Origin of the sequence: Streptomyces caatingaensis (assembly GCF_001187435.1) — a bacterium.
Taxonomy (GTDB): Bacteria; Actinomycetota; Actinomycetes; order Streptomycetales; family Streptomycetaceae; genus Streptomyces; species Streptomyces caatingaensis.
The window spans coordinates 609,236-631,228 of the sequence record NZ_LFXA01000017.1 but is presented as its reverse complement, the minus strand read 5'-3'; the positions used below and the strand labels follow the sequence as shown (position 1 = coordinate 631,228).

The window sequence follows — 21,993 nt, the reverse complement described above, 5'->3', positions numbered from 1 at the left end:
TGACGCCCCCTAGGGGGAGGCTCCTCCGGGAGGACGGACGGCCGACGGCCCGTCAGCCCGCCCGGTGGCAGACCGCGTCGCACAGCTCCTCCAGCGCGGCCTTGGCCGGGCAGTCGGGCAGCGGGGCCAGCGCCGCGCGGGCCTCCTGGGCGTAGCGGACGGTGTCCCGGCGGGCCTGCTCCAGGGCCGGGTGGACGCGCAGCCGGCGCAGCACCTCGGCGAGCCGCCCGTCGTCGCCGAGATCGCCCTCCAGCAGCTCGCACAGCTCGACGTCCTCCGGCGCCCCGGTGGCCGCGGCGCTCGCGCGCAGGTGCAGCACCGGCAGGGTGGGGACGCCCTCGCGCAGGTCGGTGCCCGGGGTCTTGCCGGACTCGTGGGAGTCGCTGGCGATGTCCAGGACGTCATCCGCGAGCTGGAAGGCGGTGCCGAGCCGCTCACCGTAATGGGTGAGGATCTCGACGACGCGCTCGTCCGCGCCGGACATCATCGCGCCGTAGCGGCCGGCCACGGCGATCAGCGAGCCGGTCTTGCCCGCGATGACGTCCAGGTAGTGCTCGATCGGGTCGCGGCCGTCGCGCGGGCCCGCCGTCTCCAGGATCTGGCCGGTGACCAGGCGCTCGAACGCCTCGGCCTGGATGCGGACGGCCTCCGGGCCGAGGTCGGCGAGGATCTGCGAGGCGCGCGAGAAGAGGAAGTCGCCGGTGAGGACGGCCACCGAGTTGCCCCAGCGGGCGTTGGCGCTGGGCGCGCCCCGGCGGATGTCCGCCTCGTCCATGACGTCGTCGTGGTACAGCGTGGCCAGGTGGGTGAGCTCGACGACCACCGCCGAGGGCACCACCCCCGGCGCGTACGGGTCGCCGAACTGGGCGGCGAGCGTCACCAGCAGCGGACGGAACCGCTTGCCTCCGGCGCGGACGAGGTGCTGCGCGGCCTCGGTGATGAAGGGCACGCCGCTCTTGGTGGCCTCCAGGAGACCTTCCTCGACAGCGGCCAACCCGGCCTGGACATCGGCTTCAAGAGCCTGGTCCCGCACGCTCAGCCCGAAGGGCCCGACGACGGTCACGAGGGGTACTCCTGTCTGCCTGCGATCACGGGGATTGTCGATGTGTCGCTGTCTTCACCAAAAGTCAGCGTATCCGGTCGGTTCTGGATCATCGTGGCCGCCTGCCCGAACGACGACCCGTCACCGACCCTCCCCGGGACCTCCGGGCGCGCTCCGGGGCCCTCCCCCGGCGGGGAGGGCCCCGGGCGCACCCACCGGCCGCGGCCCCCTCAGAGGGCCGCCACGGCCCGTGCGAGCCGTGGAGAGGCGTACTCCGTGCCGCACACGAACCGCATCACCGGACCGTAGCTCGCCGCCGCGGGCAGCCCGGTGAAGAAGAGCCCGCGCACCGACGAGTGGTAGCCCGCGCCCAGCCGGGGGCCGCCCGCCCCGGTCGCGAGCCGGGCGCGGACGCTGTCGCCGAGGAAGTCCAGGGCGGTCAGGTCGACGCGGTAGCCGGTGGCGGCGATGACGTGGTCGGCGGTCAGCTCGGTCTCCTCGCCCGCCGCGTCGGCCAGGGTGAGGACGGCCCGGCCCTCGGCCGCCCGGGCCCGGACGATCCGCTTCCCCTCGGTGACCTCGACCCGGCCGACGAAGCGCTCGCGCAGCCACCACGCGCCGAGCGGCCCCAGCACCCGGCGCACCAGGTACTCCCGCAGCCGCGGGGGCAGCCGGCGGAAGCCGTCCGCGTGGTACGAGAAGGCGTACAGCGACCAGGCCCGGCCGAAGGGGGTGTCCGGCTTGAGCGGCGACTGCCCGTCGGGCGCGGCCCCGAACCGCACCGCGCCGCGCCGCCGGGCGACCACCCGCACGGACGCGGCGCCCGCCTCGGCCAGCAGCACGGCGCTCTCCAGCGCCGACTGCCCGGCGCCGACCACGACCACGTCGCGCCCGGCGAAGCCGGACAGGTCGCGGTGGTGCGAGCTGTGCGAGAACGGGCCGCCGGGCGCCGGACCGTCCGGCACCGCGGCGGCCAGCTCGGCCGGCACCCGGGCGAGCCCGCTCAGGCCGGTGGCCACCACCACGGCGCGGGCGGCGAACTGCTCGCCGGAGTCCAGCTTGAGCTCGAAGCCCCCGCCGCCCGGCCGCCGTTCGACCGACTTGACCCGCACCTGCTCCAGGTGCGGCACCAGCCGCTGCTGGAACCACAGCCCGTAGCCCGCGAAGGTCTCGACCGGGATGACGTCCCAGTCCGACTCGTACCGCCGCTCCCCCACGTCCAGGCAGTGGTCGAGCAGGGTGTGCCCCGGCTGGGGCGCGTCGATGTTCGAGGCCACCGGGGTCGACTTGAGCAGCATCCCCGCGGGCATCTGCTCGCGCCAGGCCGCCATCGGCGAGCCGAAGACCCGCGTCGGAACGCCGCGGGCCTTGAGATGGGCCGCCGTCGACAGGCCGTACGGACCGGCCCCGATCACTGCTACCGGAAGTGTCACGTGTCCCCTCCCAGGGCGTTGCCCGGCCCGCCGGGCCGGTCTGCTGCGTCACGTGGCGCGGGGGCCCGGGACGTCCCGGCGGGCCCGGAGCCCCCGCCGGGCGGCCCGTCCGGGGACCGCCGGTCCTACTCGCCGGCGGCCGCCGCGGCGGCGCGGCGCCGCGAGCGCCACATCTGCCACAGGTGCCGCACGCCCGGCCGGACGAGCCGGGCGCACATGGTGAAGAAGGGCTTGATGTCGTCGCGGGCGGCCCAGGCCAGCTCCGTGCCCGTCGCCCGGGCGGGTGCGTGCGGGGTGGTGTACCCGCTGCGCCGGTACGCGGCGAGGGCGGGCAGGTCGATGTTCTCCACCACGAACCGCCGCCCGGCCAGCTGCTCGCCCTCCGGCACCCGGCGGCCGGTCAGGTCCAGGTGCTGCGCGCGGACGACGTCGATGCCGGCCTCGTTCTCGAACATGCGGAACTGGGCGCCCATCCGGGGGTTGAAGTCCAGCAGCTTGTACCGCCCGTCGCGCCGGTCGAACCGCCAGTCCAGGTCGATGATCCCGCAGAAGCCGATCTGCTTGATGAACTGGGCGGCCATGGCGGCCAGTTCGGGGTTGTCGACGATGTAGGCATGGGCCGTCATCCCCGCGTGCGGCGGCCAGGAGCGCACCTTCACCCCGGTGAACAGGGCCTGCGGCGTGCTGTCCGCGTCGAAGTAGGCGTGGACGATCCAGTCCTCCGCCTCCTCGCGGGGGAGGTACTCCTGGAGGATCACCCCCGGGGACGGGCCCCAGCCGCGCGCCAGCTCCAGCAGCCGGCGGGCGTCGGGGATGCGGGTGGTGCCGGACACCGCGGGGCGGCGGCGCCGCTCGAACGCCTCGCGGTTCTTGGCCACCAGCGGGAAGACCGCCGTGCCCGCGTACTTCTCCACCTCCTCGTACGAGGAGGGGAACAGGGTCGCCGGCGCCGGCACCCCGTGCTCCACACAGAGCTCGTGGAGCCCCTGCTTGCTCGCCAGTCTCCGCGGCAACTCCCGCTCCACCGGCGGGAAGAGGAACCGCCCCGCCAGGGCGTCGGCGTGCTCCGCGATCAGCACGGCCGCCTCCTCGTCCGTCGGCAGCAGCACCGCCGGCCGGCCGATCCGGTCGCCGATCCGCAGCAGCCCCGCCACCAGCTCCTCGGCCCGCTCCGTGCCGGTCGTCGGCCAGACGAAACCGGCGGTCAGATAGCGGGAGGCGGCGGCGGGCGTCCAGCGGTCCTCGGTGATGGCGTACATGGGCACGCCGAGTCTGCCGAGGCTGCGGATCGCGCCGACGCCGCCGTGGTGCAGGGGATAGTTGCCGAACTTCACGATCAATCCGGGCACTGACCGGTCCGCCGATACGGACGCGCTCCTGCTCGCCACCAGCTCCCCCCTCGGCCACCCCGCCTCAGCGGCCCCCCACTGTGTGTGACCCGACTTAGGACGCTACTTCGGAATCGACGGCTCCAGCAAGGAGTTACCGGACATTGCCCTACCTTTTCCCTCGGACTCCCCTCCGACCGGACCAGTGATCGAACATCTCTTGCCCGTCGGCCGTCAACCCGTAATGTGAGGCTCCCGTGCATCCCGGGTTTCCCCGAGTGGAGAAGGCGAGGCCGCGACACCCATGCCCCAGCACAGCCCCCACGAGACCCCCGAGGGCGACCCCTTCGGACCGGACACGCTCCCCTACGGCGTCTTCACGCCCCGCGACGCCCCCGAACACCCCCGGATCGGCGTACGCCTCGGCGCGTCCGTCCTCGACGTGGCCACGGCCGCCCGCGACCACGGCTCCGCCTACGCCGACCTGCTCGACCAGCCCGTCCTCAACCCGCTGATGGCCGCGGGCCGTCCGGTCTGGGAGGCGGTCCGCGCCGAGATCCGCGACCGGCTCGACCAGGGCGTCCTGCCGGGCGCGTACGCCCGTTCCCTGGACGCCGTGACGCTGCACCTGCCGTTCGAGGTGGCGGACTACGTCGACTTCTACGCGAGCGAGCACCACGCGACCAACGTGGGACGGATCTTCCGCCCCGACGGCGAGCCGCTGACCCCCAACTGGAAGCACCTGCCCATCGGTTACCACGGGCGCGCCGGCACGGTCGTCGTCTCCGGCACGGACGTCGTACGGCCCCGGGGGCAGCGCAAGGCGCCCTCCGACCCGGCGCCGTCCTTCGGGCCGTCGCAGCGCCTCGACATCGAGGCCGAGGTCGGGTTCGTCGTCGGCACGCCGTCCGCCGTCGGGACGCCCGTGCCGCAATCCGCCTTCCGCGACCATGTGTTCGGCGTCTGCCTCGTCAACGACTGGTCCGCGCGCGACATCCAGGCGTGGGAGTACGTTCCGCTCGGGCCCTTCCTGGGCAAGTCCTTCGCGACGTCCGTCTCCGCCTGGATCACGCCCCTGGAGGCGCTCGACGCCGCCCGCACCGCGCCGCCCGCCCGTACGTACCCGCTGCTGCCGTACCTCGACGACGCGGCCGCCGGGTCCGAGCCGGGCGGGCTCGACCTCCGGCTGGAGGTCCGCGTCAACGGCGAGGCCGTCTCGCGGCCGCCGTTCTCGTCCATGTACTGGACGGCCGCCCAGCAGCTGGCCCATATGACGGTGAACGGCGCCTCGTTGAGGACGGGTGATCTCTTCGCCTCCGGGACGGTGAGCGGTCCCGAGCCGGATCAGCTGGGCTGCCTGCTGGAGCTGACCCGGGGCAAGGGGCCCTGGCTCGCGGACGGCGACGAGGTCACCATCACGGCCTGGGCCCCGGGCCCCGGCGGCTCCCGCGTGGGCCTCGGCGAGGTGACGGGCCGCGTACGCCCGGCGGTCGCCTAGGGATACGCCTTCCGGCGCGGCTCCGCCGCGGTTGCGCCCGCAGGGCGCTTCCGCGGCGGAGCCGCGCCGGAAACGGTGAAACGGGGGTGCCCCCTCTGGGGGAGGGTCCGGGGCAGACCCTCGCCGACCTCAGCGCACGAACACCCCCGCCTGCCCCGCCAGATCAAGGAAATACTGCGGCGCGACCCCGAGCGCGATCGTGACGGCGACACCGATCCCGATCGCCGTCGACGTCAGCGGACTCGGCACGGCCACCGAAGGCCCATCCCCCTTCGGCTCGCTGAAGAACATCAGCACAATCACCCGCACATAGAAGAACGCCGCCACCGCCGAGGACACCACACCCACGATCACCAACGGCACCGCACCCCCCGCCGCGGCCGCCTTGAAGACCGCGAACTTCCCCGCGAAGCCGCTCGTGAGCGGAATGCCCGCGAAGGCGAGCAGGAAGACCGCGAAGACCGCCGCGACGAGCGGCGAACGCCGCCCGAGCCCCGCCCACTTGGACAAGTGCGTGGCCTCGCCCCCGGCATCCCGCACCAGCGTCACGACAGCGAACGCCCCGAGCGTGACGAACGCGTACGCGCCGAGGTAGAAGAGCACGGACGAGACCCCGTCCGGGCTCACCGCGATGACACCGGCGAGGATGAACCCCGCGTGGGCGATGGACGAGTAGGCCAGCAGCCGCTTCACATCGGTCTGGGTGACGGCGACGATCGCCCCGACGAGCATCGTCAGGATCGCGACGCCCCACATCACGGGCCGCCAGTCCCACCGCAGCCCCGGCAGCACGACGTACAGCAGCCGCAGCAGCGCCCCGAAGGCGGCCACCTTCGTCGCCGCGGCCATGAAGCCGGTGACGGGGGTGGGCGCGCCCTGGTAGACGTCCGGCGTCCACATGTGGAACGGCGCGGCGCCGACCTTGAAGAGCAGGCCCATCAGCACCATCGCGCCGCCGATGAGGAGGAGCGCGTCGTTGCCGGTGGTGGCGGCCAGCGCCGGGTCCATCGTGCGGACGGCACCGCTGACGACGTCGGCGATGCCGGAGTAGGCGACCGTGCCGGAGTAGCCGTAGAGGAGGGCGATGCCGAAGAGGAGCACGGCGGAGGAGAAGGCGCCCAGCAGGAAGTACTTGACGGCCGCCTCCTGGGAGAGGAGCCGCTTGCGGCGGGCCAGCGCGCACAGGATGTACAGCGGGAGGGAGAAGACCTCCAGCGCGACGAAGAGGGTCAGCAGGTCGTCCGCGGCCGGGAAGACGAGCATGCCGGCGACGGCGAAGAGCAGCAGCGGGAAGACCTCGCTGGTCGTCCGGCCCGCCTTGACGGCCTCCTGCTCGGCGTCGCCGCCGGGCACGGCGGCGGCCTGGGCGGCGAAGGAGTCGACCGGGCGGCCGTGCGCGGCGGGGTCGAGGCGGCGCTCGGCGAAGCCGAGGACGGCGACCAGGGCGACGAGGAGGATCGTGCCCTGGAGGAAGAGCGCGGGGCCGTCCACGGCGACCGCGCCCATCGCCGCGGCGTGCGCCTTGCCCGTGCCGTAGCCCTTGGCGGCGAGCGCGACGACGGCGGCGAAGCCGGCGGCCAGGCCCACCACCGACAGGGCGAGCTGGGTCAGGTGGCGCGCGCGGCGGGGCAGGAACGCCTCGACGAGCACGGCCAGGACCGCGGCACCGAGGACGATCAGCGTCGGGGAGAGCTGGGCGTACTCGATGTGCGGCGCCGGGATCTTCTTCGGGGCGTCGACGGCCGCCGCCGTCGGGAATTCCGTCCACAGCCTGTGGACAGCGGCTGCGTGACTCACTTGGCGCCCTCCGCATTGCTCACGCGAACATCGGGTTGAGGGTCGGTCCGGTGGACCTGCGACATGGTGTGCTCGACCGCGGGATCGAGGATCCGCGTCACCGGCTTGGGATAGACGCCGAGGAAGAGCAGCAGGGCGATCAGCGGGGCGACGACGGCCAGTTCACGCACGCGCAGGTCGGGCATGGCGCGCACGGACTCCTCTACCGGGCCGGTCATCGTGCGCTGGTAGAGCACCAGGACGTACAGCGCGGCGAGGACGATGCCCACGGTCGCGACCGCGCCCGCGACCGGGTAGCGGCTGAACGTGCCGACCAGGACGAGGAATTCGGAGACGAACGGCGCGAGCCCGGGCAGCGAGAGGGTGGCCAGACCGGCGACCAGGAAGGTACCGGCGAGGACGGGGGCGACCTTCTGCACCCCGCCGTAGTCGGCGATGAGCCGCGACCCCCGCCGGGAGATCAGGAATCCGGCGACGAGCATCAACGCGGCCGTGGAGATGCCGTGGTTGACCATGTAGAGCGTGGCGCCGCCCTGGCCCTGGGTGGTCATCGCGAAGATGCCCAGGATGATGAAGCCGAAGTGGGAGATCGAGGCGTAGGCGATCAGCCGCTTGATGTCCCGCTGGCCGACGGCGAGCAGCGCGCCGTAGAGGATGCTGATCAGCGCCAGGACGACGATCACGGGGGTCGCCCACGTCGAGGCCCCCGGGAAGAGCTGGAGGCAGAAGCGCAGCATCGCGAAGGTGCCGACCTTGTCGACCACCGCCGTGATCAGCACGGCGACGGGCGCGGTGGCCTCGCCCATCGCGTTGGGCAGCCAGGTGTGCACCGGCCACAGCGGCGCCTTGACCGCGAAGGCGAAGAAGAAGCCGAGGAACAGGGCGCGTTCGGTGACGGTCGCGAAGTGCAGCCGCCCGGAGCCGCGGGCCTGGACGATCTCGGTGAGCGAGAAGGTGCCGTGGCCGAGCTGGTCCGCGGTGACCGCGTAGAGCCCGACGACGGCGGCCAGCATGACCAGCCCGCCCGCGAGGTTGTAGAGCAGGAACTTGACCGCCGCGTAGGAGCGTTGGGCCGCCGCCTCGTCCTCGGTGCGCTCCCCCGCGCGGTCGCCGAAGCCGCCGATGAGGAAGTACATCGGGATGAGCATGGCTTCGAAGAAGACGTAGAAGACGAAGACGTCGGTGGCCTCGAAGGAGATGACCACCATGGCCTCGACCATGAGGATCAGGGCGAAGAAGCCCTGGGTGGGGCGCCAGCGGCGGCTGGGCGTCGCCGGCTCCAGCGGGTCGGCGTCGTGCCAGCCGGCCAGGACGACGAAGGGCACGAGCAGCGCGGTCAGGGCGACGAGCACCACGCCGATGCCGTCCACGCCGAGCTCGTAGCGGACGCCGAAGTCGCTGATCCAGGCGTGCGATTCGGTGAGCTGGAAGGGCCCCGCGGCGTCCGGGTCGAAGCGGGCGAGCTGGACGCCGGCCAGCACCAGCGTCGCCAGCGAGAAGACGAGCGCCGTCCACTTGGCGGCCGCGCGCCGGGCCGCCGGGACGGCGGCGGTGGCGAGGGCGCCGGCGGCGGGGACCGCGGCCGTGACGGTGAGCAGAGGAAAAGACATGGTTCAGACCGCCCTCATCAGCAGGGTCGCGGCGATCAGCACCGCCGCGCCGCCGAACATCGAGACCGCGTACGACCGGACGTAGCCGTTCTGCAGCCTGCGCATCCGGCCCGAGAGGCCGCCGACGGAGGCGGCGGTGCCGTTGACGACGCCGTCCACCAGCTTGTGGTCGAGGTAGACCAGGCTGCGGGTGAGGTGCTCGCCGCCGCGGACGAGCACGACGTGGTTGAAGTCGTCCTGGAGCAGGTCGCGCCGGGCCGCGCGGGTGAGCGCGGAGCCGGGCGGCGCGGTGGCCGGCACGGGCCGGCGGCCGTACTGCGCCCAGGCGAGCGCGACGCCCAGGACGAGGACGGCCATGGTCGCGGCGGTGACCGTGAGCGCGCCGAGGGGCGAGTTGCCCTCCTCGTGCCCGGTGACCGGCTCCAGCCACTTCAGGAAGGCGTCGTTGACGCTGAACAGGCCGCCCGCGAAGACCGATCCGAGGGCCAGGACGATCATGGGGATCGTCATGGTCCTCGGCGACTCGTGGGGGTGCGGCATCCCGCCGGCACGGTCGCCGGCGGCGGGCTCGGCGCTCGGCTCGTCCGGCGAGGGGGCGGGGCGCCAGCGCTCCTCGCCGAAGAACGTCATGATCATCACGCGCGTCATGTAGTACGCGGTGATGGCCGCGCCGAGCAGGGCCGCGCCGCCGAGGATCCAGCCCTCGGTGCCGCCCTTGGCGAACGCCGCCTCGATGATCTTGTCCTTGGAGAAGAAGCCCGACAGGCCGGGGAAGCCGATGATGGCGAGGTAGCCGAGGCCGAAGGTGACGAAGGTGACGGGCATGTACTTCCGCAGGCCGCCGTAACGGCGCATGTCCACCTCGTCGTTCATGCCGTGCATGACCGATCCGGCGCCCAGGAAGAGCCCCGCCTTGAAGAAGCCGTGCGTCACCAGGTGCATGATGGCGAAGACGTAGCCCACGGGCCCGAGCCCGGCCGCGAGGATCATGTAGCCGATCTGGGACATCGTCGAGCCGGCGAGGGCCTTCTTGATGTCGTCCTTCGCGCAACCGACGATCGCACCGAAGAGGAGCGTGACCGCGCCCACCGTGACGACGGCGGTCTGCGCGTCCGGCGCGCCCTCGAAGACCGCGCCGGAGCGGGTGACGAGGTAGACGCCCGCGGTCACCATGGTGGCCGCGTGGATGAGGGCCGAGACCGGGGTCGGGCCCTCCATCGCGTCCCCGAGCCAGCTCTGCAGCGGCACCTGGGCCGACTTGCCGCAGGCGGCCAGCAGGAGCAGCAGCGCGATGGCCGTCAGCCTCCCCTCGCCCGCGCGGTCCGCCGCCGTGAGGACGGGGCCGAAGGCGAAGGTGCCGAAGGTCGTGAACATCAGCATGATGGCGATCGACATGCCCATGTCCCCGACCCGGTTGACCAGGAACGCCTTCTTCGCCGCCGTCGCCGCGCTGGGCTTGTGCTGCCAGAAGCCGATGAGCAGGTACGACGCGAGGCCGACGCCCTCCCACCCGACGTACAGCAGCAGGTAGTTGTCGGCGAGGACGAGCAGCAGCATCGCCGCGAGGAAGAGGTTGAGGTACCCGAAGAAGCGGCGCCGGCGCTCGTCGTGCGCCATGTAGCCGATCGAGTAGAGGTGGATCAGCGACCCCACGCCCGTGATCAACAGGACGAAGGTCATGGACAGTTGGTCGAGGTGGAACCCGACGTCGGCGCGGAAGGAGCCGACCGGCACCCACTGGAACACCGTCACGTCGAGGGTGCGCTCCTCGCCGCCCTTGCCCAGCATGTCGGCGAAGAGCACCACGCCGAGGGCGAAGGAGACCGCCGCGGCCAGCGTGCCCAGCCAGGGCCCGCCGCGGTCCAGTCTCCGTCCGCCGCACAGCAGCGCTCCCGCTCCCGCCAGGGGCACGAGGACGAGCAGTCCGATGAGGTTCTCCACGTCAGCGTCCCCTTAGAGCTTCAGCAGACTGGCGTCGTCGACCGAGGCCGAGTGGCGGGCACGGTAGACGGACACGATGATCGCGAGACCGACGACGACCTCGGCCGCGGCCACCACCATCGTGAAGAAGGCGAAGACCTGGCCGTCGAGGTTGCCGTGCATCCGGGAGAACGTGACGAACGCCAGGTTGCAGGCGTTCAGCATGAGTTCGACGCACATGAAGACGACGATCGCGTTCCGCCGGAGGAGCACCCCGACGCCACCGATGGTGAACAGCAGGGCCGACAGGTAGAGATAGCTGACCGGATTCACTGGGCGACTCCCTTCGGCTCCTCGTCGCGGCCGCGCTCCAGCCACTCCGCGGACCGCTGCTCCAGCGCCGCCAGGTCCGCGAGCGCCTCCCGGGAGACGTCGCGCACCTGGCCCCGGTCGCGCAGCACCTTGCTGACGCTGAGGTCGGACGGCGTGCCGTCCGGCAGCAGCGCCGGGATGTCGTTGGCGTTGTGCCGGGCGTAGGTGCCGGGGGCGGGCAGGGGGGCGACGTAGGCGCCCTTGCGGGTCCGCTCCTGGGACAGCTCGCGCTGGGTGGCCGCCCTGGCGGTGCGCTCCCGGTGGGTGAGGACCATCGCGCCGACCGCCGCCGTGATCAGCAGGGCGCCGGTGATCTCGAAGGCGTACACGTAGCGGGTGAAGACGAGGGCGGCCAGGCCCTCGACGTTCCCCCCGGCGTTGGCCCGGCCCAGTCCGTCGAAGTGCCGCAGCGAGGCGTTGGCGACGCCCGCGACGAGCAGGATCCCGAAGCCGAGCCCGCACGCGGCGGCCAGCCACCGCTGGCCCCGGATGGTCTCCCTGAGCGAGTCGGCCGCGGTGACGCCGACGAGCATCACCACGAAGAGGAACAGCATCATGATCGCGCCGGTGTAGACGACGATCTGCACGATGCCCAGGAAGTACGCGCCGTTGGCCAGGTAGAAGACCGCGAGCACGATCATGGTGCCGGCGAGCGAGAGGGCGCTGTGCACGGCGCGCTTCATCAGCACCGTGGCCAGCGCGCCGATCACGGCGACGACGGCGAGGACCCAGAACTGCACGGCCTCGCCCGTCGAGGTGGTCGAGGCGGCCGCGAGGTTCATGCCTCCACCCCCTCGCCGGCCGGGCGCTCCCCCTTGGAGAGGGCCGGCTGGCGCTCGGTGCCGGGCGCCGCCTCGGTCACCAGCCCCCGGTAGTAGTCCTGTTCGGTCATGCCGGGGTGGATCGCGTGCGGGGTGTCGACCATGCCGTCCTCCAGGCCGGCGAGCAGCTCCTCCTTGGTGTAGATGAGCGACTCCCGGCTGCGGTCGGCCAGTTCGTACTCGTTGGTCATGGTCAGGGCCCGGGTGGGGCACGCCTCGACGCACAGGCCGCACAGGATGCAGCGCAGGTAGTTGATCTGGTAGACGCGGCCGTAGCGCTCGCCCGGGGAGTAGCGCTCCTCCTCGGTGTTGTCCGCGCCCTCGACGTAGATGGCGTCCGCCGGGCAGGCCCAGGCGCACAGCTCGCAGCCGATGCACTTCTCCAGCCCGTCCGGGTGCCGGTTGAGCTGGTGGCGGCCGTGGAAGCGCGGCGCCGTGGGCTTCTTGTACTCGGGGTACTGCTCGGTGAGGCGTTTCTTGAAGACGTCCTTGAACGTCACCCCGAAGCCGGCCACGGGGTTCTTGCGGGGGAGCTTCGCAGCGTCCCCCCGGGAAGACTCAGCAGGCACCGTCACCCTCCTTTCCGTCACGCACAGTGTCCACCCCACCACTGACAATGAGCTCCCGGTCCCGCCGGGAGGCCCGGCGCGGCACGGGCGGCAGGGTCTGGCCGGGCAGCGGCGGCACCGGATACCCGCCCGCCATCGGGTCGAACTCCCCGCCGTCCCCGGCCTGTTCGGCATCCTCCTTGCCGCGGCCGCGGAAGACGTCGGCGACGAAGGACAGCAGCAGGATCACCAGAACCGCTCCGGCGACGTACAGGACGATCGTGCGGAAGTCGTAGTCCTCGTTGCGCAGCGCCCGCACCGTCGCGACGAGCATCAGCCACACCATCGAGACCGGGATGAGGACCTTCCAGCCCAGCTTCATGAACTGGTCGTAGCGCAGCCGCGGCAGCGTCGCGCGGATCCAGATGAAGAAGAACAGCAGCGCGGCCACCTTGGCGACGTACCAGAGGAGCGGCCACCAGCCGTGGTTGGCGCCCTCCCACAGCGACAGCGGGTACGGCGCCCGCCAGCCGCCCAGGAACAGCGTCACCGCCACCGACGAGACGGTGACCATGTTGACGTACTCGGCCAGCATGAACATCGCGAACTTGATGGACGAGTACTCGGTGTTGAAGCCGCCGACCAGGTCGCCCTCGGACTCCGGCAGGTCGAACGGCGCCCGGTTCGTCTCCCCCACCATCGCGATGACGTAGATGACGAACGACACCGGCAGCAGCAGCACGTACCACCGGTTGTGCTGCGCCTCCACGATCGCGGAGGTGGACATCGAGCCGGAGTAGAGGAAGACGGCCGCGAAGGAGAGGCCCATCGCGATCTCGTAGGAGATCATCTGGGCGCAGGAGCGCAGGCCGCCGAGGAGCGGATACGTGGAGCCGGAGGACCAGCCGCCCAGGACGATGCCATAGATGCCGACCGAGGCCGTCGCCAGGATGTAGAGGATGGCGATGGGCAGGTCGGTGAGCTGCATCGCGGTGCGGTGCCCGAAGACCGACACCTCGTCGCCCGCGGGGCCGAAGGGGATCACCGCGATGGCCATGAAGGCCGGGATCGCCGCGACGACGGGCGCGAGGACGTACACCGCCTTGTCCGCGCGCCGGACGACCAGGTCCTCCTTGAGCATCAGCTTGACGCCGTCGGCGAGCGACTGGAGCAGGCCCCAGGGCCCGTGCCGGTTGGGGCCGATGCGCAGCTGCATCCAGCCGAGGATCTTCCGCTCGAAGACGATCGTCAGCAGCACGGTCACCAGGACGAACACGAAGCAGAAGACGGCCTTGAGGACCACCAGCCACCACGGGTCGTGGCCGAACATCGACAGGTCGCCCGCGGCCAGGCCGTGCAGGGAGCCCGCGTTCACGACAGCACCTCCGGAACGTCGTCCGTGCCGGGGGCGACGCGCACCACGTCCCCGGGCCGCGACCCGGTGTCGGAGGCGACGCCGCCGCCGGCGGAGTTCAGCGGGAGCCAGACCACCCGGTCCGGCATGGGGGTGATCCGCAGCGGCAGCCGGACGGCGCCGGCCGGGCCGCGCACCTCCAGCAACTCCCCGTCCGCGACGCCCGCTTCGGCGGCCGTGGCCGGCGAGAGCCGGGCGACGGCGGCGTGCCGGGTGGCCGCCAGGGCCTCGTCCCCGTCCTGGAGCCTGCCCTGGTCGAGCAGCAGCCGGTGACCGGCGAGGACGGCCTCGCCGGGGCCGGGCGCGGGGACGCGGCCGGGCGGCTCGGCGGGGTCGGCCGCGTACGGTCCGGCCCAGCGGCCCAGCCGGGCCAGCTCGGCGCGGACCGCCCGGACGTCCGGCAGGGCGAGCGGACGGCCGTCCATGGCGTCGGCGAGCAGGTGCAGCACCCGGGCGTCCGGCATCACGTGCCGGCCGGCCGTCTGGTCGGGCTTGAGCGCGGCCTCGAACGGCCGGGCCCGGCCCTCCCAGTCGAGGAAGGTGCCCGGCTTCTCGGCGACCGCCGAGACGGGCAGGACCACATCGGCCCGGTCCGACACCTCGCTGGGCCGCTGCTCCAGGCTGACCAGGAAGCCGACCGCGTCGAGCGCCTCGCGGGCCCGCGCCGGGTCGGGCAGGTCCGCGACCTCGACGCCGCCGACGAGCAGGGCGCCCAACTCGCCGTTGGCCGCGGCCTCCAGGATCTGGCCGGTGTCCCGGCCGGGGCTGCGCGGCAGGTCGGGCACGCCCCAGGCGGCGGCCGTCTCCTCACGGGCGCGCGGGTCGGTGGCCGGGCGGCCGCCGGGCAGCAGGCCCGGCAGGGCCCCCGCCTCGACGGCGCCCCGCTCGCCGGCCCGGCGCGGGATCCACACGAGCGTCGCGCCGGTGGCCGTCGCGGCGGCCACGGCGGCGGTCAGCGCCCCGGGCACCAGGGCCGTCCGCTCGCCGACGAGGATCAACGCGCCCTCCTGGCGCAGCGCTTGGGCCGCCTCCCCCTCCGCGGTGCCCTCCGCGAGGGCCGTGAGCCACTGCGGCTCGGTGCCGGGCGCGGCGGGCAGCAGCGTGCCGCCGGTCTTCGTCAGCCCCGGGGTGGCGTGCGTGGCCAGCGAGAAGACCCGCAGGCCGCGCTTGCGCCACGCCTTGCGCAGCCGCAGGAAGACGGCGGGCGCCTCCTCCTCGGCCTCCAGGCCGACGAGCAGCACGGCGGGCGACCGCTCCAGCCCGGCGTACGTCACGGCGGGCGCGCCCAGGTCGCGGCCGCGGCCGGCCACCCGGGCGGCCAGGAAGTCGGCCTCCTCGCCGCTGTGCGGCCGGGCGCGGAAGTCGACGTCGTGGGTGTCGAGCGCCACCCGGGCGAACTTGGCGTAGGCGTAGGCGTCCTCGACGGTGAGCCGGCCGCCGGTGAGGACCCCGGCCCGGCCGCGCGCCGCGCGCAGCCCCGCGGCCGCCGCCTCCAGCGCCTCGGGCCAGCTCGCGGGCCGCAGCTGGCCCTCCTCGTCGCGGACGAGCGGGGTCGCGAGCCGCTCGGGCCGCTGGGCGTAGCGGAACGCGAAGCGGCCCTTGTCGCACAGCCACTCCTCGTTGACCTCGGGGTCGTCGGCGGCGAGCCGGCGCATCACCTTGCCGCGCCGGTGGTCGGTGCGCGTGGCGCAGCCGCCGGCGCAGTGCTCGCACACCGAGGGCGAGGAGACGAGGTCGAAGGGGCGGGCGCGGAAGCGGTAGGCGGCCGAGGTGAGGGCGCCGACCGGGCAGATCTGGATGGTGTTGCCGGAGAAGTACGACTCGAAGGGGTCGCCCTCGCCGATGCCGACCTGCTCCAGCGCGCCGCGCTCCAGCAGCTCGATCATCGGGTCGCCGGCGATCTCCTGGGAGAAGCGGGTGCAGCGGGCGCAGAGCACGCACCGCTCGCGGTCGAGGAGCACCTGCGGCGAGATGGGGACCGGCTTCTCGTAGGTGCGCTTCCGGCCCTCGAAGCGGGAGTCGGCGCGGCCCGCGGTCATGGCCTGGTTCTGCAGGGGGCATTCGCCGCCCTTGTCGCAGACCGGGCAGTCGAGCGGGTGGTTGATGAGCAGCAGCTCCATCACGCCGCTCTGCGCCTTGGCGGCGGCGGGCGAGGTGAGCTGGGTGTGGACGGCCATGCCCTCGGTGCAGGTGGTGGTGCAGGAGGCCATCGGCTTGCGCTGGCCCTCGACCTCGACGATGCACTGCCGGCAGGCGCCGACCGGGTCCAGCAACGGGTGGTCGCAGAACCGGGGGATCTCCACGCCGACGAGTTCGGCGGCGCGGATGACCAGGGTGCCCTTGGGGACGGAGACGGGGATGCCGTCGATGGTGACGGACACCAGCTCCCCGTCCGGCGGGGCGCCGGTCGACTTCGCCGTGGCGGTCATGCGTGCACCTCCGGGTGCGACTGGTCGGCCCACACCGTGGACTTGGCCGGGTCGAAGGGGCAGCCCCGGCCCTTGATGTGCTGCTCGTACTCGGCCCGGAAGTACGTGAACGAGGAGAAGACCGGCGCGGCGGCGCCGTCGCCGAGGGCGCAGAAGGACTTGCCGTTGAGGGTGTCGGCGATGTCCGCGAGCTTGTCGAGGTCGGACATCCGGCCCCGGCCGGCCTCGATGTCCCGGAGCAACTGGACGAGCCAGTACGTCCCTTCGCGGCAGGGGGTGCACTTGCCGCAGGACTCGTGGGCGTAGAACTCCGTCCAGCGGGTGACCGCGCGGACGACGCAGGTGGTCTCGTCGAAGCACTGCAGGGCCTTGGTGCCCAGCATCGATCCGGCGGCGCCGACGCCCTCGTAGTCGAGCGGGACGTCGAGGTGCTGGTCGGTGAGGATCGGCGTCGAGGAGCCGCCCGGCGTCCAGAACTTGAGCCGGTGGCCCGGGCGCATGCCGCCGCTCATGGCGAGGAGCTGGCGCAGGGTGATGCCGAGCGGTGCCTCGTACTGCCCGGGGCCCGCGACGTGGCCGCTCAGCGAGTACAGCGTGAAGCCCGGGGACTTCTCGCTGCCCATCGAACGGAACCATTCCTTGCCCTTGTTGAGGATCGCGGGAACCGAGGCGATGGACTCGACGTTGTTCACCACGGTGGGGCACGCGTAGAGCCCCTCGACCGCGGGGAAGGGGGGCCGGAGCCGGGGCTGGCCGCGGCGGCCCTCCAGGGAGTCGAGCAGGGCCGTCTCCTCGCCGCAGATGTAGGCGCCCGCCCCCGCGTGCACGGTGATGTCCAGGTCGAGCCCGCTGCCGAGGATGTCGCGGCCGAGGTACCCGGCCGCGTAGGCCTCGCGCACGGCCTCGTGCAGCCGGCGCAGCACGGGGACGGTCTCGCCGCGCAGATAGATGAACGCGCGCCGGGAGCGGATCGCCCAGCAGGCGATGATCATGCCTTCGACGAGGGCGTGCGGGTTGGCGAAGAGGAGGGGGATGTCCTTGCAGGTGCCCGGTTCGGACTCGTCCGCGTTGACGACGAGGTAGTGCGGCTTGTCGTCGCCCTGCGGGATGAACTGCCACTTCATCCCGGTGGGGAAGCCGGCGCCGCCGCGGCCGCGGAGCCCGGACTCCTTGACGTAGGCGATCACGTCGTCCGGCGTCATCCCCAGGGCCTTGCGCAGGCCCTGGTAGCCGTCGTGCCGGAGGTAGGTCTCCAGGGTCCAGGAGCGCGGTTCGTCCCAGAAGGCGCTCAGCACGGGGGCGAGCAGCTTCTGCGGACTCGTCTCGTGGATCTCGGCCGCCACGGTCATCCCTCCCCCTCCTCGGAACCGGGCTCCCGCACGTCGCGCCCGTGCGGGACGGAGCGCGGGGGTCCGACGCGGGCGGGGCCGTCCTCGCCGCGCGCGAGCCGCAGCCCCGCCAGCGAGGCGGGGCCGGCCCCGCCGCTCGCCTCCACGGCGCCCGGCCGCTCGTCGGGGAACCCGGCGAGCAGCCGCGAGGTCTCCCGGTGGGTGCACAGCGGCGCGCCGCGGGTGGGTTCGACGGTGCGGCCGGCGCGCAGGTCGTCGACGAGCCGCTTGGCGCTCTCGACGGTCTGGTTGTCGAAGAACTCCCAGTTGACCATCACGACGGGCGCGTAGTCGCAGGCCGCGTTGCACTCGATGTGCTCCAGCGTGACCTTGCCGTCGGCGGTGGTCTGCCCGTTCTCCACGCCCAGGTGGGACTTGAGGGCGTCGAAGATGGCGTCGCCGCCGAGCACGGCGCACAGGGTGTTGGTGCAGACGCCGACCTGGTAGTCGCCGCCGGGCTCGCGCCGGTACATGGTGTAGAAGGTGGCCACGGCGGTCACCTCGGCGGTGGTCAGGCCGAGTTGGTCCGCGCAGAAGCGGATGCCGGTGCGGGAGACGTAGCCCTCCTCGGCCTGCACCAGGTGCAGCAGCGGCAGCAGCGCGCTGCGGCTGTCGGGGTAGCGGTCGATCACCTCCTTCGCGTCGGCCGCCAGCCGCTGCCGCACGTCCTCCGGGTAGTCCGGGGCGGGCAGTTGGGGCATCCCCAGCTGGATTCCTGTCACCTGTCGCAACCTCCCATGACCGGGTCGATGCTGGCCACGGCGACGATGACGTCGGCGACCTGGCCGCCCTCGCACATCGCCGCCATGCACTGGAGGTTGGTGAAGGAGGGGTCGCGGAAGTGCACCCGGTAGGGCCGGGTGCCGCCGTCGCTGACGACGTGGGCGCCCAGCTCGCCCTTGGGCGACTCCACGGCCGCGTACGCCTGTCCCGGCGGGACCCTGAAGCCCTCCGTCACCAGCTTGAAGTGGTGGATCAGGGCCTCCATCGAGGTGCCCATGATCTTCTTGATGTGGTCGAGGGAGTTGCCCAGTCCGTCGGGGCCCAGGGCGAGTTGGGCGGGCCAGGCGATCTTCCGGTCCGCGACCATGACCGGGCCGGGCTCCAGCCGGTCCAGGCACTGCTCGATGATGCGCAGCGACTGGTGGATCTCCTCCATGCGCACCAGCAGCCGACCGAACGCGTCGCAGGTGTCGACGGTGGGCACCTCGAAGTCGTACGTCTCGTAGCCGCAGTACGGGTCGGACTTGCGCAGGTCGTGCGGGAGTCCGGCGGCGCGCAGGATCGGGCCGGTGGCCCCGAGCGCCAGGCAGCCGGCGAGGTCGAGGTAGCCGATGCCCTGCATCCGGGCCTTGAAGAGCGGGTTGCCGACGACGAGCTTGTCGTACTCGACGAGGTTCTTGCGGAGCTTCTTGACGAACTCGCGGACCTGGTCGACCGCGCCGGGCGGCAGGTCCTGGGCGAGGCCGCCGGGCCGCACGTAGGCGTGGTTCATGCGCAGCCCGGTGATGAGTTCCAGGACGTCCAGGCACATCTCCCGGTCGCGGAAGCCGAAGACGGCGACGGTGGTGGCGCCGAGCTCCGTGCCGCCCATGGCGACGTAGACCAGGTGGGAGGAGATTCGGTTCAGCTCCATCAGGAGCACGCGCAGGACGGTGGCGCGGTCGGGGACCTGGTCGGTGATGCCGAGCAGCCGCTCGACGGCCATGCAGTACACCGTCTCGTTGACGATCGGCATGAGGTAGTCCATGCGCGTCACGAAGGTGGTGCCCTGGGTCCAGGTGCGGTACTCGAGGTTCTTCTCGATGCCGGTGTGCAGATAGCCGATGCCGGCGCGGGCGTCGGTGACGGTCTCGCCGCCGATCTCCAGGATGAGCCGGAGCACGCCGTGCGTGGAGGGGTGCTGGGGGCCCATGTTGACGACGATGCGCTCGTCGTCGGTCCGGCGGACCGAGGAGACGACCTCGTCCCAGTCACCTCCGGTGACGGTGTAGACGGTGCCCTCGGTGGTCTCGCGGGTGCCGGCCGTGCCGTGGCCGGGGGCCTCGTGGCCAGACGGTGCAGTGGACATCAGGTGTACGACCTCCGCTGGTCCGGAGCCGGGATCCGGGCGCCCTTGTACTCCACGGGGATGCCGCCCAGGGGGTAGTCCTTGCGCTGCGGGAAGCCCTGCCAGTCGTCCGGCATCATGATCCGCGTCAGCGCCGGGTGCCCGTCGAAGACCAGCCCGAAGAAGTCGTAGGCCTCGCGCTCGTGCCAGTTGTTCGTCGGGTAGACGTCGCAGACGGACGGCAGGTGGGGGTCGGCGTCGGGGACGGAGACCTCCAGCCGGATCAGCCGGCCGTGGGTGAGGGAGCGCAGGTGGTAGACCGCGTGCAGCTCGCGGCCCTTGTCGCCGGGGTAGTGCACTCCGCTGACCCCGGTGCACAGTTCGAAGCGGAGCGCGGGGTCGTCGCGGAGCGTCCGGCAGACGCGGACGAGGTGCTCGCGGGCGATGTGGAAGGTGAGTTCGCCGCGGTCGACGACGGTCTTCTCGATCGCGTTGGACGGGAGGAGGCCCTGCTCCTCCAGGGCGCCCTCCAGCTCGTCGGCGACCTCGTCGAAGACTCCATATGCGCCTCCGCCGCGTGGTCCGCCGTAGGGCCGGACGGCCTCGCCGGGCATGCGCACGGTGCGCACCAGGCGGCCGTAGCCGCTGGTGTCCTGGCCGTCCTGGGCACCGAACATGCCGGTGCGGACGTCGATGACCTCGCCGGCGCCGTCGCGCGGGACGGGGACGTGGCCGTTCTGCTCCGTCATCGCAGCAGCCCCTTCATGTCGATAAGGGGCAGGGCCTTCATCGCCGCCTCCTCCGCCTCCTGTTCGGCCGCCACCCGGTGGGCGCCGAGCTTCTCGCCCTGGATCTTGCGGTGGAGCTTGAGGATGGAGTCCATGAGCATCTCGGGGCGCGGCGGGCAGCCGGGCAGGTAGATGTCGACGGGGACGATGTGGTCCACGCCCTGGACGATGGCGTAGTTGTTGAACATGCCGCCGCTGGACGCGCAGACGCCCATGGAAATGACCCACTTGGGGCTGGGCATCTGGTCGTAGACCTGGCGCAGCACGGGCGCCATCTTCTGGCTGACGCGCCCGGCGACGATCATCAGGTCGGCCTGGCGCGGGGAGCCGCGGAAGACCTCCATGCCGAAGCGGGCGAGGTCGTAGCGGCCGGCGGCGCTGGTCATCATCTCGATGGCGCAGCACGCGAGGCCGAACGTGGCCGGGAAGACGGACGCCTTGCGCACCCAGCCGGCGGCCTGTTCGACGGTGGTCAGCAGGAAGCCGCTGGGCAGCTTCTCCTCAAGACCCATGTGCGGTTTCGCCCCCTAGTCCCATTCCAGGCCGCCGCGCCGCCAGACGTAGGCGTACGCGACGAAGACGGTGAGTACGAAGAGCAGCATTTCGACGAGCCCGAACAGCCCGAGTGAGTCGAACGAGACGGCCCAGGGGTAGAGGAAGACGATCTCGATGTCGAAGACGATGAAGAGCATCGCCGTCAGGTAGTACTTGATCGGGAAGCGCCCGCCGCCGGACGGCTGCGGGGTCGGTTCGATGCCGCACTCGTAGGCCTCGAGCTTGGCGCGGTTGTACCTCTTGGGCCCGATGCGGGATGCCATGACCACGGAGAAGATCGCGAAGCCGGCACCGAGGGCGCCCAGTACGAGGATGGGCGCGTAGGCGTTCATCCCTCCCCGCTCCTTCCAGTCGACGCTGACTGCTGGCTGTCGGGACCCCGGCGGCAGGACCGCTCACGGGCGAACACCGCGGAAGGATTCTGCGAAGATCGCGAATATGTGAGGCAGTTCACAAGCCCGGGTCGAGGGCATCTTATGCCCGGTGGTCTGTGATCTGCGACACGACGTACGGGCCGGTGTTTGTGATCTCCACCACCTGACGAACGATCATCAAGTCGGATGAGCGGTGATCTTCACTGGCGAAGCGCTCGAACGATCACCAGTAGCGGCATTTCCGGACATACCCACTGGCCGGAACGGTGAGCGGCCATCAAGCCAGTGGCGTGCCGGGCGCTTTGACACCGGCAATCGTCAACTGGTAATGGAGCGCCACTCGGTGGGACGACGCGTCACCGCCGCGCGAGGCGGCGGCTCGTGCGTTCCTTCACCAACCCCCTTCGCGGGCGCGTCACGTGAAGTCCGCCACGCGCGCGCACGCCGGGCGCCCGGGGAGCCCCACTCTTGTCGACGGCCGAGACCAGAACGTGATATACCGCTCGGCCGACCGCCCCCATGTGCCCAAATGCCATGCTTAACCGCATGATCACGATTTCCCGGGCGGTCCGCGGAGAGTCGCGTTCCGGGGCGTGCGACCCGAAATCGGGGTGTTCGACGGCCAC

The 21,993-nt window shown here is 72.2% G+C and carries 18 protein-coding genes; 1 reads left to right on the top strand and 17 read right to left on the bottom strand.

Going from position 1 to position 21,993, the window contains the following annotated elements; all coding sequences use genetic code 11:
- Positions 1-52 precede the first annotated feature (52 nt).
- From AC230_RS25200 to AC230_RS25190, 3 genes are all read right to left on the bottom strand, one after another.
- Positions 53-1,063, bottom strand: coding sequence for a polyprenyl synthetase family protein (locus AC230_RS25200; protein WP_049718596.1), 1,011 nt, complete (start codon positions 1,061-1,063; stop codon positions 53-55).
- 209 nt (positions 1,064-1,272) lie between these two features.
- The gene (locus AC230_RS25195; RefSeq protein WP_049718595.1) at positions 1,273-2,475 is read right to left on the bottom strand and encodes an NAD(P)-binding domain-containing protein; all 1,203 of its coding nucleotides are present in this window, start codon (positions 2,473-2,475) and stop codon (positions 1,273-1,275) included.
- Positions 2,476-2,600: 125 nt separating this feature from the next.
- A complete protein-coding gene (locus AC230_RS25190; RefSeq protein ID WP_049718594.1) occupies positions 2,601-3,863 on the bottom strand; it encodes a carboxylate--amine ligase in 1,263 nt (420 codons plus the stop codon).
- Positions 3,864-4,107: 244 nt separating this feature from the next.
- Here AC230_RS25190 and fahA point away from each other — a divergent pair, with 244 nt between their 5' ends.
- Positions 4,108-5,301 (top strand): fumarylacetoacetase, encoded by a 1,194-nt coding sequence (gene fahA, locus AC230_RS25185; RefSeq protein WP_049718593.1) that lies wholly within the window; start codon positions 4,108-4,110, stop codon positions 5,299-5,301.
- Positions 5,302-5,430: 129 nt separating this feature from the next.
- Here the strand turns inward: fahA and nuoN are convergent, their stop codons facing one another.
- From nuoN to AC230_RS25115, 14 genes are read right to left on the bottom strand one after another with little or no spacing between them, the layout of a single operon-like run.
- Positions 5,431-7,098, bottom strand: coding sequence for an NADH-quinone oxidoreductase subunit NuoN (nuoN, locus tag AC230_RS25180; protein WP_049718592.1), 1,668 nt, complete (start codon positions 7,096-7,098; stop codon positions 5,431-5,433).
- Positions 7,095-8,708 (bottom strand): NADH-quinone oxidoreductase subunit M, encoded by a 1,614-nt coding sequence (locus AC230_RS25175; protein WP_049718591.1) that lies wholly within the window; start codon positions 8,706-8,708, stop codon positions 7,095-7,097. Before AC230_RS25175 ends, nuoN begins: the two co-directional genes overlap by 4 nt.
- Positions 8,709-8,711: 3 nt before the next feature.
- Positions 8,712-10,649 (bottom strand): NADH-quinone oxidoreductase subunit L, encoded by a 1,938-nt coding sequence (gene nuoL / locus AC230_RS25170; protein ID WP_049718590.1) that lies wholly within the window; start codon positions 10,647-10,649, stop codon positions 8,712-8,714.
- A gap of 12 nt (positions 10,650-10,661) precedes the next feature.
- Positions 10,662-10,961 carry an NADH-quinone oxidoreductase subunit NuoK gene (gene nuoK, locus AC230_RS25165; RefSeq protein ID WP_049718589.1) on the bottom strand — a complete coding sequence of 100 codons (300 nt, stop codon included), beginning with the start codon at positions 10,959-10,961 and terminating at the stop codon, positions 10,662-10,664.
- On the bottom strand, positions 10,958-11,782 hold the full coding sequence (locus AC230_RS25160) for an NADH-quinone oxidoreductase subunit J (RefSeq protein WP_049718588.1): 825 nt from the start codon (positions 11,780-11,782) through the stop codon (positions 10,958-10,960). Before AC230_RS25160 ends, nuoK begins: the two co-directional genes overlap by 4 nt.
- A complete protein-coding gene (gene nuoI / locus AC230_RS25155; protein WP_049718587.1) occupies positions 11,779-12,390 on the bottom strand; it encodes an NADH-quinone oxidoreductase subunit NuoI in 612 nt (203 codons plus the stop codon). The genes AC230_RS25160 and nuoI overlap by 4 nt, the downstream gene beginning before the upstream one ends.
- Positions 12,380-13,699, bottom strand: a complete 1,320-nt coding sequence (gene nuoH, locus AC230_RS25150) for an NADH-quinone oxidoreductase subunit NuoH (RefSeq protein WP_078871594.1) — start codon at positions 13,697-13,699, stop codon at positions 12,380-12,382. Before nuoH ends, nuoI begins: the two co-directional genes overlap by 11 nt.
- Positions 13,700-13,740: 41 nt before the next feature.
- Complete coding sequence (locus AC230_RS25145; RefSeq protein ID WP_049718585.1) at positions 13,741-16,212, bottom strand: NADH-quinone oxidoreductase subunit G; 2,472 nt, start codon at positions 16,210-16,212, stop codon at positions 13,741-13,743.
- Positions 16,209-17,561, bottom strand: coding sequence for an NADH-quinone oxidoreductase subunit NuoF (gene nuoF, locus AC230_RS25140; RefSeq protein ID WP_049718584.1), 1,353 nt, complete (start codon positions 17,559-17,561; stop codon positions 16,209-16,211). Before nuoF ends, AC230_RS25145 begins: the two co-directional genes overlap by 4 nt.
- The gene (gene nuoE, locus AC230_RS25135) at positions 17,558-18,301 is read right to left on the bottom strand and encodes an NADH-quinone oxidoreductase subunit NuoE (RefSeq protein ID WP_241833379.1); all 744 of its coding nucleotides are present in this window, start codon (positions 18,299-18,301) and stop codon (positions 17,558-17,560) included. The genes nuoF and nuoE overlap by 4 nt, the downstream gene beginning before the upstream one ends.
- A 17-nt stretch (positions 18,302-18,318) precedes the next feature.
- Positions 18,319-19,671 carry an NADH-quinone oxidoreductase subunit D gene (locus tag AC230_RS25130; RefSeq protein WP_049718582.1) on the bottom strand — a complete coding sequence of 451 codons (1,353 nt, stop codon included), beginning with the start codon at positions 19,669-19,671 and terminating at the stop codon, positions 18,319-18,321.
- Positions 19,671-20,399 (bottom strand): NADH-quinone oxidoreductase subunit C, encoded by a 729-nt coding sequence (locus tag AC230_RS25125; RefSeq protein WP_049718581.1) that lies wholly within the window; start codon positions 20,397-20,399, stop codon positions 19,671-19,673. Before AC230_RS25125 ends, AC230_RS25130 begins: the two co-directional genes overlap by 1 nt.
- Positions 20,396-20,950 carry a NuoB/complex I 20 kDa subunit family protein gene (locus tag AC230_RS25120; RefSeq protein WP_049718580.1) on the bottom strand — a complete coding sequence of 185 codons (555 nt, stop codon included), beginning with the start codon at positions 20,948-20,950 and terminating at the stop codon, positions 20,396-20,398. The genes AC230_RS25125 and AC230_RS25120 overlap by 4 nt, the downstream gene beginning before the upstream one ends.
- A gap of 15 nt (positions 20,951-20,965) precedes the next feature.
- Positions 20,966-21,325 (bottom strand): NADH-quinone oxidoreductase subunit A, encoded by a 360-nt coding sequence (locus AC230_RS25115; RefSeq protein ID WP_049718579.1) that lies wholly within the window; start codon positions 21,323-21,325, stop codon positions 20,966-20,968.
- Positions 21,326-21,993: the final 668 nt, after the last annotated feature.